The organism is Pseudomonas sp. BBP2017 (assembly GCF_003024385.1).
In the GTDB taxonomy this organism is placed as follows: Bacteria; Pseudomonadota; Gammaproteobacteria; order Pseudomonadales; family Pseudomonadaceae; genus Aquipseudomonas.
This window is the reverse complement of the sequence record NZ_PVZN01000001.1, coordinates 603,968-614,083: the sequence shown is the minus strand read 5'-3', so window position 1 is coordinate 614,083 and position 10,116 is coordinate 603,968. Positions and strand designations below refer to the sequence as shown.

At 60.0% G+C, this 10,116-nt stretch carries 8 protein-coding genes; 6 read left to right on the top strand and 2 right to left on the bottom strand.

Going from position 1 to position 10,116, the window contains the following annotated elements; genetic code table 11:
- Positions 1-335, top strand: a 335-nt coding sequence (locus C6382_RS02765; protein ID WP_146146885.1) for an integrase core domain-containing protein, incomplete at its 5' end; no start/stop codon positions are given.
- 103 nt (positions 336-438) lie between these two features.
- Here the strand turns inward: C6382_RS02765 and C6382_RS02760 are convergent.
- Both C6382_RS02760 and C6382_RS02755 read right to left on the bottom strand, forming a co-directional pair.
- Complete coding sequence (locus C6382_RS02760) at positions 439-3,732, bottom strand: PAS domain S-box protein (protein ID WP_107022995.1); 3,294 nt, start codon at positions 3,730-3,732, stop codon at positions 439-441.
- 53 nt (positions 3,733-3,785) lie between these two features.
- Positions 3,786-4,676, bottom strand: a complete 891-nt coding sequence (locus C6382_RS02755) for a LysR family transcriptional regulator (protein WP_107022994.1) — start codon at positions 4,674-4,676, stop codon at positions 3,786-3,788.
- 132 nt (positions 4,677-4,808) lie between these two features.
- Here C6382_RS02755 and leuC point away from each other — a divergent pair, with 132 nt between their 5' ends.
- From leuC to asd, 5 genes are all read left to right on the top strand, one after another.
- Positions 4,809-6,242, top strand: coding sequence for a 3-isopropylmalate dehydratase large subunit (leuC, locus tag C6382_RS02750; RefSeq protein ID WP_107022993.1), 1,434 nt, complete (start codon positions 4,809-4,811; stop codon positions 6,240-6,242).
- The gene (leuD, locus tag C6382_RS02745; protein WP_107022992.1) at positions 6,239-6,883 is read left to right on the top strand and encodes a 3-isopropylmalate dehydratase small subunit; all 645 of its coding nucleotides are present in this window, start codon (positions 6,239-6,241) and stop codon (positions 6,881-6,883) included. The genes leuC and leuD overlap by 4 nt, the downstream gene beginning before the upstream one ends.
- An 82-nt stretch (positions 6,884-6,965) precedes the next feature.
- Positions 6,966-7,730, top strand: coding sequence for a class I SAM-dependent methyltransferase (locus tag C6382_RS02740; RefSeq protein WP_107022991.1), 765 nt, complete (start codon positions 6,966-6,968; stop codon positions 7,728-7,730).
- 56 nt (positions 7,731-7,786) lie between these two features.
- Positions 7,787-8,869: a 3-isopropylmalate dehydrogenase gene (gene leuB / locus C6382_RS02735; protein ID WP_107022990.1), complete on the top strand. Its 1,083-nt coding sequence runs from the start codon at positions 7,787-7,789 to the stop codon at positions 8,867-8,869.
- A 68-nt stretch (positions 8,870-8,937) separates the two neighbouring features.
- On the top strand, positions 8,938-10,050 hold the full coding sequence (gene asd / locus C6382_RS02730) for an aspartate-semialdehyde dehydrogenase (protein ID WP_010223256.1): 1,113 nt from the start codon (positions 8,938-8,940) through the stop codon (positions 10,048-10,050).
- Positions 10,051-10,116 lie beyond the last annotated feature (66 nt).

Below are 10,116 nucleotides of genomic sequence, written 5' to 3'. Positions count from 1 at the left end.
CACAAGCCTTCAAGCAGGCATTACGAAAGCGATGTCGTCGCCAGCCACTAGTCCATCATTCGGATAGAGGCATCCAATACTGCTCGGCGCTGTACCAGTCCCTTCATCACCGGCACGGAGTTCAGTGCTCAATGACTGATGGATATGACTGCTACCAGAACGCACTAGCCGAGCGAATCAACGGAATCCTCAAGATGGAGCTGCTGTTGAGCAGCCCTGGAGACCTGGAGCAGGCGAGGCAGATGGTTGACGAGGCAGTGCAAATCTACAATACGGAGCGGCCACACATGGCCCTGAAAAACAAAACGCCCGATGCGGTGCATCGGGCGTTCTGAGGCCTAACGGCCTACCTGAAAAGGTGTAAACCTATTTCAGGACTAGACAGCGTTCTGGATATGTCCACAAACCGAGGGGCCTCATCGCGGGGCAAGCGCACTCCTACAACGCCGGCGTTTCCAGCAACAACTGCCGAAACTCCCCCAACGGCAACGGCCGGCTGTGCAAATACCCCTGATACAAATAACACCCCAGCCGCTCGAGAAACTCCAGCTGCTCAGACAGCTCCACCCCTTCGGCAATCACCGCCAGATCCAGGCTCCGGGCCATGGCCACAATGGCCCGGACAATCTCCGCATCGTTGGGATCCTCTGGCGCATCACGCACGAACGACTGGTCGATCTTCAGCGCATCCACCGGCAGCCGCTTGAGGTAGGTCAGCGATGAATAGCCGGTACCGAAATCATCCATGGCAAAGCTCACCCCATAACGCTTGAGCTCACGCATTTTGCTGATGGTGTCTTCCAGATTCTGGATGACAATGCCTTCAGTGATCTCCAGCTTGAGCATCTTGTACGGCAGGCCGAAGTCATCAAGGCTGCGCAATACCCGCTCGACAAAGTCGTTCTGGCGGAACTGTCGCGGGCTGATGTTTACACACAGGCTGAACGCATCGGCGTCGATCAAATGGTCACGCAACATGCCGGCACAGGCGTCGCAGGCTTCGTCGAGTATCCAGCTGCCGACTTCGAGGATCAGGCCACTTTCTTCCAGCACCTGGATGAACTGCGCAGGCGGCTGCTGGCCCAGTTGCGGGTGGTGCCAGCGCAACAGCACTTCGGCGCCGATAATGCGATTGTCACGGGCATCGACCTGGGGCTGGAAGTGCAGGGCCAGTTCGCCACGGGCCAGGGCCAGGCGCAGGTCGCTTTCCATACGCAAGCGTTCGCTGGCGGCTTTTTGCATGGTGGTGTGGAACAGTTGAGTGGTATTGCGTCCGGAGTCTTTGGCGCGATACAGGGCAATGTCGGCGCGTTTGAGCAGGTCGGCGGGGGTCGAGCCATGATCGGGAATCAGTGCCACGCCGATGCTGGGCGTGACCTGCAGGCGCTGGCCGTCCAGGGACATCGGTTCGGCCAGTAATTCGCGCAGGGTATCGGCCAGTTCGCGGACTTTTTCCGTGACTTCGTCGCGGCTGCCTTCCAGGCCACTGATCAATACCACGAACTCGTCCCCCCCCAGGCGCGCCACGGTGTCCTCCAGGCGCACGCTGGCTTCAAGGCGTGCGGTGATGATTTTCAACACTGTGTCGCCGACCGGATGGCCGAGGGAATCATTGATGTGTTTGAAGTGGTCAAGGTCGAGAAATAGCAGGGCGCCGCGCAAATTGTGGCGCTTGAGCAAAGCGATCTGCTGGCTCAAACGGTCCATCAACAGGGCGCGATTGGGCAAGTTGGTCAGCGGGTCGTGATAGGCCAGGTGGCGGATCTGCGCCTGGGCGTTCTTCAGCTGACTGACATCACGGGCGGTGAGCAGCAGGCATTGCGATTCGTTGAGGACAATCGGTTCGATTGACACCTCGACAGTGAGGATTTCCCCGCGTTTGTTGCGCCCTAGCATTTCCCGGTGGTGTACCCGACCCTTTTCCTGGAGTTCCGAGACCAGGATCGCACGCTGCTTGTCGTCGGCCCAGATGCCGATTTCGTTCGCGGTGCGGCCGATCACTTCGCTGGCGCTGTAGCCGGTCAACCGGCAGAAACCATCGTTGACCTCCAGGTAGCGACCGCTGTCGAGTTCGGTAATGGTGATGGCGTCGGGACTGGAGTGGAACGCTTTGGCGAACTTCTCCTCGCTGGATTTGAGCGCGGCTTCGGCCCGCTGTTGTTGGGTGATGTCGCGCAGGGTGGTGACGCTGCAAGGCTGGTCGTCGACGGTGATCAGGCGGCTGGAGATCACACAGGTCAGGGGCTGGCCGTCTTTGTGGTTGATCACCACGGCGACATTGTTCAGGGCTTCATCACGAATCACCTGTTCGATGCGCCGGGCGCGTTCGGCAGATTCGGCCCACAAGCCGATTTCCTCGGCAGTACGACCGATGACGTGCTGTGCGTCCCAGCCGAAGGTCTGGGTGAATGCCGGGTTGATCTCGATGAACTGGCCGCTGTCCTGGCGCGTGACGCAGATAGGGTCGGGGCTGGCCTGGAACAGGCTGGCGAACTTTTCTTCCGAGCTGGTCAGGCGTTGCTCGCGTTCAACCTGGTCGGTGATGTCAAGCAGGGTGCCGACCATGCGCAGCGGCTTGCCCTGGTCGTCGCGGTACAGCCGGGCACGGCTTTCAATGTAGCGTGAGGTGCCGTTTTCCAGCTGGATCTGGTAGGTGATCTGGTAGTTGCCGGCCGGACCTTCGCGCAAGCTGCGATAGGTCTTGTGCATGTTTTTGCGTTCGTGCTCCGGTACACCCTCGAAAAATGTCTCGAACGACTCATGGAAAGGCACCGGCTCCAGGCCGTGCAGTTCGGCGGCGCGTGCCGATCCATAGAGCATGCCGCTGGGGATATGCCAGTCCCAGGTGCCCATCTGGGCGGAATCCAGAGCCAGGTCCAGGCGTTCCTGACTGTCTTTGAGGGCCTGCTCTGCGCGTTTGCGTTCGCTGGTGTCGACGAAGGTGCTGAGCAGGTAGACAGTGCCTTCGAGCTCAATGTTCTGGGTGCTGAGGATGCCGTCATGGACCTTGCCGTTGCTGGCGCAAAACTGCACTTCCAGGGTGACCGGGCCGCTGTTGCCACGCGTGGCTTCAAGTACCAGGTTGCGTTGTTGCGGATTGGCCCACAGGCCAAGCTCGATGGTGGTTTTGTTGATCACCTGGTGGCCGGGCCAGCCGAGCGTCTGTTCGAAGTGCTGATTGACCTCATGGATCAGACCATCGGAGCGGCGGGTCAGCAGCACCACATTGGGACTCAGATGAAACAGCGTGGCAAAGCGCTTTTCCGAATTGATCAGCGCGGTTTCCCGCTCCCGCTGGCGGGTGATTTCGCGGATTACCCCGATCATCTGCGGGCGGCCGTGCTTGTCTTTGGCCAGGCTGCCATTGATTTCCAGCCAATGCAGGCTGCCGTCGGGCCAGCGGATACGGTGGCGCAAGGCCTGTTCCACCGGTTCGCCGTTGATCACCGCATTAAAGGCCTGCAAGGTGCGGGCGCGGTCTTCGGCTGGCAGCAGATCTAGGTAATCCAGGTCGTTGGGTAGCGGTTGCTCGGGGTCAAAGCCGAACAGCGCCTGGGTACCCCTGGACCAGCTGATCTGGCCGGTCTCGACATTCCAGAACCAGGCGCCCAGGCGCGCGCCATTCAACGCCGCCAGCAGTTGCGGTGCGTTTTCCCAGGTCTGCTCCAATGCCTGGGGGTCTGCCGCATGGATGCGCGGCAGACGCGGAAAGCGATTTGCTGATTTGGGCATCGATACCAGACCTTTGGCAGGTGACGCGTCCTTGAGAGTTGTTCTGGCCGGGGTTACCTCAATAGCTCGTGGCCACCTGCTTGGCTGTCGAGCAGTGCCATGAAGGCTTTGGCCGCATTCGATAGCGTCCGTTCGGTGTGCAGAATGTAGCCTAGCTGGCGCGACAGCTGTATGCCCGGCAAAGTGATAGGCGCAACTTGCTCATCGAGCATAGTGCGCGGCAGCACACTCCAGGCCAGGCCAATGGAGACCATCATCTTGATGGTTTCCAGGTAGTTGGTGCTCATGGCGATGTTCGGCGTCAGCCCTTGGGCTTCGAACAGGTGCTGGACAATATGGTGTGTAAATGTGTTGCCGCCGGGAAAAACCGCGGGGTGATGGGCAATGTCGGCCAGGTTGACGGTGTTGTTTCGGGCCAGCGGGTGTTCGGGGGCGGCGACGAAATCCAGTGGATCGTCCCAGACGGGCACAGCGCGGACCAAATGGTGCGGCTCCGGGGCCAGGGTAATCACGGCAATTTCGGCGCGGCCATGGAGGATTTCGTCGTAGGCAGCTTCCGAATCCAGAAACTGAATATCTAATGCCACTGCCGGGTACTGGCGGGTAAAGGCCCGTAAAACCGGAGGCAAGCGGTGCAAGCCGATATGGTGGCTGGTGGCAAGGGTCAGGCGACCGGTCACTTCACCGGTGAGATTGCTCAGGGCGCGACGGGTATCATCCAGTACGTTGACGATCTGATAGGCGCGCGGCAACAGGGCACGGCCCGCCTCGGTGAGATTGATGTCGCGACCCAGGCGATCGAACAGGCGTACATCCAGTTGCTGTTCAAGTCCGGCAATGCGTTTGCTGATGGCGGGCTGAGTGAGATGCAAGCGCTCGCCTGCCCCGGAAAAACTGCCGGTTTCAGCCACGGCGATAAAGGCATTAAGGTTGGCGAAGTCCACTGCTTATCTATTCCTTTGGGTTATCCAAAGCATAAAAATTATGAATTTGAGTTATTCAATCTACCGTCATAGCATCGTCCGTACAAGCCAAGTGGTTATTGGCATAGAAAGACGCTGATGAGGAACAGTCTGATGGCCGGCAAAACGCTCTACGACAAGCTCTGGGATTCGCATTTGGTCAAGCAGCGCGACGATGGTTCGGCGCTGATCTATATCGACCGTCACATCATTCACGAAGTGACGTCACCGCAAGCCTTCGAAGGCCTGCGCCTGGCCAACCGCAAACCCTGGCGCATCGATGCCAACATCGCCACGCCTGACCACAACGTGCCGACCACCCCGGAACGCAAGGGCGGTATCGACGCCATTGTCGACCAGGTGTCGCGTTTGCAGGTGCAGACCCTCGATGAAAACTGCGATGAGTATGGCATCACCGAATTCAAGATGAATGATGTGCGTCAGGGCATCGTTCACGTCATTGGCCCGGAGCAGGGCGCGACTTTGCCGGGCATGACCGTGGTCTGCGGCGATTCGCACACCTCCACCCACGGTGCCTTTGGCGCCCTGGCCCATGGCATCGGTACTTCGGAGGTCGAGCATGTGCTCGCCACCCAGTGCCTGGTGGCCAAAAAAATGAAAAACATGCTGGTGCGCGTGGAAGGTCAGTTGCCGTTCGGCGTCACGGCCAAGGACATCGTCCTGGCGGTGATTGGCAAGATTGGCACCGCGGGTGGCAACGGTCACGCAATGGAGTTCGCCGGTAGCGCGATTCGCGAGCTGTCCGTCGAAGGCCGCATGACCATCTGCAACATGTCCATCGAAGCCGGTGCTCGCGTGGGCCTGGTGGCGACCGATGAGAAGACCATCGAGTACGTCAAGGGTCGCCCGTATGCGCCGAAGGGCGAGCAGTGGCAGCAAGCGGTAGAGGCCTGGCAAGACCTGGTATCCGACGCCGATGCAGTGTTCGACACGGTGATCGAGCTGGACGCTGCGCAAATCAAGCCGCAGGTCAGCTGGGGCACTTCGCCGGAAATGGTCCTGGCGGTTGATCAGCGCGTGCCTGACCCGGCTGCCGAAGCCGATCTGGTCAAGCGCGGTTCCATTGAGCGTGCCTTGAAGTACATGGGCTTGAGCGCCAATCAGGCGATCACCGATATCCAGCTCGATCGGGTCTTCATCGGTTCGTGCACCAACTCGCGGATCGAAGACTTGCGCGCTGCTGCCGAGATCGCCAAGGGGCGCAAGGTGGCTTCGACCATCAAGCAGGCCATCGTCGTGCCAGGCTCGGGCCTGGTTAAAGCCCAGGCCGAGAAAGAGGGGCTGGACAAGATTTTCCTCGAAGCCGGTTTTGAATGGCGTGAGCCGGGCTGCTCGATGTGCCTGGCGATGAATCCGGACCGCCTGGAGAGTGGTGAGCATTGCGCTTCGACGTCCAACCGCAACTTCGAAGGCCGTCAGGGGGCTGGCGGTCGTACCCATCTGGTGAGCCCGGCCATGGCCGCCGCCGCCGCTGTAACCGGTCGTTTTGTCGACGTACGTGAGTTGATCCAAGGGAGCGCAGCATGAAAGCCTTTACCCAGCACACTGGCCTGGTCGCACCTTTGGATCGTGCCAACGTCGACACCGATCAGATCATTCCCAAGCAGTTCCTCAAGTCGATCAAACGCACCGGTTTTGGCCCCAATCTGTTCGATGAATGGCGTTACCTGGATGTCGGCCAGCCGTACCAGGACAACAGCAAGCGGCCGAAGAACCCGGACTTCGTCTTGAACCACGACCGTTATCAGGGCGCCAGCGTGTTGCTCGCCCGCGAGAACTTCGGTTGCGGTTCGAGCCGTGAGCATGCGCCATGGGCTCTTGAAGAGTACGGTTTCCGCAGCATCATCGCCCCGAGCTACGCCGACATCTTCTTCAACAACAGCTTCAAGAACGGTTTGCTGCCGATCATTCTCAGCGATGAAGAAGTCGATGAACTGTTCAAGCAGGTCGAAACCGATCCAGGCTATCAGTTGACCATCGACTTGCAGGCGCAGACAGTGACCCGTCCTGATGGCAAAGTGTTGAGTTTCGAGATCGATGCGTTTCGCAAACACTGCCTGCTCAACGGTCTGGACGATATCGGTCTGACCTTGCAGGACAGCGACGCGATCGCCACGTTCGAAGCCAAGCATCGGGCTAGTCAGCCTTGGTTGTTTCGTGATGTTTGATTGAAAACATCGCGGGGCAAGCCCGCTCCCACCGACACTGTGGGAGCAGGCTTGCCCCGCGATAAAACCCCAGGAGATCCAGATGACCAGCACCACCCATAAGGATGTCGTTCAGCGCCAGTTCGGCGAGCAAGCCAACGCCTACCTGAGCAGTGCCGTGCACGCCCAGGGCAGCGAATTCGCTTTGCTGCAGGCCGAACTGGCCGGGCAGGGGCGCGCGCGGGTGTTGGACCTGGGCTGCGGTGCCGGGCATGTGAGTTTTCATGTGGCGCCGTTGGTGCGCGAAGTGGTGGCCTACGACCTGTCGCAGCAGATGCTCGACGTGGTAGCGGCTACCGCCGCCGAACGGCACTTCGACAATATCGTCACCGAACGCGGTGCCGCCGAGCACTTGCCGTTCGCCGACGCGAGCTTCGATTATGTCTTCAGCCGCTACTCGGCACACCACTGGAGCGACCTCGGCCTGGCCCTGCGTGAAGTGCGCCGGGTGCTCAAACCGGGTGGCGTAGCGGCATTCATCGACGTTATGTCGCCGGGCAGCGCATTGCTCGATACCTACCTGCAAAGCGTCGAAGTGCTGCGCGATACCAGTCATGTGCGTGACTATTCGGCAGCGCAGTGGTTGCAGCAGGTCAGTGAAGCCGGCTTGTTCACCCGCAGCCACACGCGTCAGCGTCTGCGCCTTGAATACAGTTCCTGGGTCGAGCGCATGCGTACGCCAGAGGTGATGCGTGGTGCCATACGCCATTTGCAGCAGGCGATGGGCGAAGAAGTACGGCAGTATTACCAGATTGAAGCCGATGGCTCGTTCAGCACCGATGTTCTGGTGCTCTGGGCCGAACGCTGATTATTTTTTCCGGCAGGCCGCTGCGGCGTGTCGCTTGATTCGAACAAGAGGAACCCATGAGCAAGCAGATTCTGATTCTCCCAGGCGATGGCATTGGTCCGGAAATCATGGCCGAGGCGGTCAAGGTGCTGGAGCTGGCCAACGACAAGTTCCAGCTCGGATTCAGCCTGTCCCATGATGTGATCGGTGGCGCAGCCATCGACAAGCACGGTGTACCGCTGGCTGATGAGACTCTGGAGCGTGCACGCAAGGCCGACGCCGTATTGCTGGGTGCCGTGGGAGGCCCCAAGTGGGACAAACTCGAGCGTGACATCCGCCCTGAGCGCGGCCTGCTGAAGATCCGTTCGCAACTGGGCCTGTTCGCCAACCTGCGTCCGGCCATCCTCTATCCGCAACTGGCCGATGCTTCCTCGCTCAAGCCTGAAATCGTTTCCGGTCTGGACATCCTCATCGTTCGCGAGCTGACCGGTGGCATCTACTTCGGCGCCCCACGTGGTACCCGCGAGCTGGAAGGTGGCGAGCGTCAGTCCTACGACACCCTGCCGTACAGCGAGAGCGAAATCCGCCGTATCGCCCGTGTCGGTTTCGACATGGCCCGGGTTCGCGGCAAGAAGCTCTGCTCGGTGGACAAGGCCAACGTCCTGGCCTCCAGCCAGCTGTGGCGCGAGATTGTCGAAGAAGTGGCCAAGGACTACCCGGATGTGGAACTCAGCCACATGTACGTCGACAACGCCGCCATGCAACTGGTCCGTGCGCCCAAGCAGTTCGATGTGATGGTCACCGATAACATGTTTGGTGACATCTTGTCGGATGAAGCTTCCATGCTCACCGGCTCCATTGGCATGCTGCCTTCAGCGTCCCTGGATGCCAACAACAAGGGCATGTACGAACCGTGCCACGGCTCGGCGCCAGACATCGCCGGGCAGGGCATTGCCAACCCGCTGGCAACCATTTTGTCGGTGTCGATGATGTTGCGTTACAGCTTCAATCAGCAGGCGGCAGCCGAAGCTATTGAAAACGCCGTCAGCCTGGTGCTGGATCAGGGGCTGCGCACGGGGGACATCTGGTCGGCCGGTTGCAGCAAGGTAGGTACGCAGGAAATGGGCGACGCAGTAGTCGCAGCGCTGCGGAATCTGTAATCTCTCGGGCCCGCTGCTGTTTTTCCTTGTGAAGCAGCGGCCCACTTTTTAGCAAAGGTGTAGTTGCGATGAAACGTGTAGGTCTGATCGGTTGGCGCGGTATGGTCGGTTCCGTGCTCATGCAGCGGATGCTGGAAGAGCAGGATTTCGATCTCATCGAGCCGGTGTTCTTCACCACTTCCAACGTAGGTGGCCAGGGTCCGGCAGTGGGCAAGGATATTGCTCCGCTCAAGGACGCGTACAGCATTGAAGAACTCAAGACCCTCGATGTGATCCTGACCTGTCAGGGTGGCGACTACACCAACGAAGTTTTCCCCAAGCTGCGTGAAGCCGGCTGGCAGGGCTACTGGATCGATGCCGCCTCCAGCCTGCGTATGCAGGATGATGCGGTCATCGTTCTGGATCCGGTCAACCGCAAGGTGATCGACCAGCAGCTCGATGCGGGCACCAAGAATTACATCGGTGGCAACTGCACTGTCAGCCTGATGCTGATGGGCCTGGGCGGCCTGTTCGAGGCTGGCCTGGTCGAGTGGATGAGCGCCATGACCTATCAGGCGGCTTCCGGTGCCGGCGCGCAGAATATGCGCGAGCTGATCCGCCAGATGGGCGCGACCCACGCCGCCGTGGCTGACGACCTGGCCAACCCGGCCAGCGCCATCCTCGACATTGACCGCAAGGTGGCCGAGGCCATGCGCAGCGAAGCCTACCCGACCGAAAACTTCGGTGTACCGCTGGCTGGCAGCCTGATCCCGTGGATCGACAAGGAACTGCCTAACGGCCAGAGCCGTGAAGAGTGGAAGGCCCAGGCCGAGACCAACAAGATCCTCGGTCGCTTCAAGAGCCCGATCCCGGTTGACGGCATCTGCGTGCGCATCGGTGCGATGCGTTGCCACAGCCAGGCGCTGACCATCAAGCTGAACAAAGATGTGCCGATCGCTGATATCGAAGGCATGATCAGCCAGCACAATCCATGGGTGAAGCTGGTACCGAACCAGCGCGAAATCAGCATGCAGGAACTGAGCCCGACCAATGTCACCGGTACCTTGAACATTCCGGTGGGGCGTCTGCGCAAGCTGAACATGGGTTCGCAATACCTGGGCGCTTTCACCGTTGGCGACCAGCTGCTGTGGGGCGCGGCCGAACCGCTGCGGCGCATGCTGCGGATTCTGCTGGAGCGTTGACCTGACGCCGACAGGACCCGAAGCCCGTACTGGAGACAGTATGGGCTTTTTTTTTCTTTGCCTGGT

What these genes read in the sequence shown, in the direction of transcription:
- C6382_RS02760 (WP_107022995.1), bottom strand. Translation starts at nt 3,732, where the DNA reads ATGCCCAAATCAGCAAATCGCTTTCCGCGTCTGCCGCGCATCCATGCG.
- leuC (WP_107022993.1), top strand. Translation starts at nt 4,809, where the DNA reads ATGGCCGGCAAAACGCTCTACGACAAGCTCTGGGATTCGCATTTGGTC.
- leuD (WP_107022992.1), top strand. Translation starts at nt 6,239, where the DNA reads ATGAAAGCCTTTACCCAGCACACTGGCCTGGTCGCACCTTTGGATCGT.
- C6382_RS02740 (WP_107022991.1), top strand. Translation starts at nt 6,966, where the DNA reads ATGACCAGCACCACCCATAAGGATGTCGTTCAGCGCCAGTTCGGCGAG.
- leuB (WP_107022990.1), top strand. Translation starts at nt 7,787, where the DNA reads ATGAGCAAGCAGATTCTGATTCTCCCAGGCGATGGCATTGGTCCGGAA.
- asd (WP_010223256.1), top strand. Translation starts at nt 8,938, where the DNA reads ATGAAACGTGTAGGTCTGATCGGTTGGCGCGGTATGGTCGGTTCCGTG.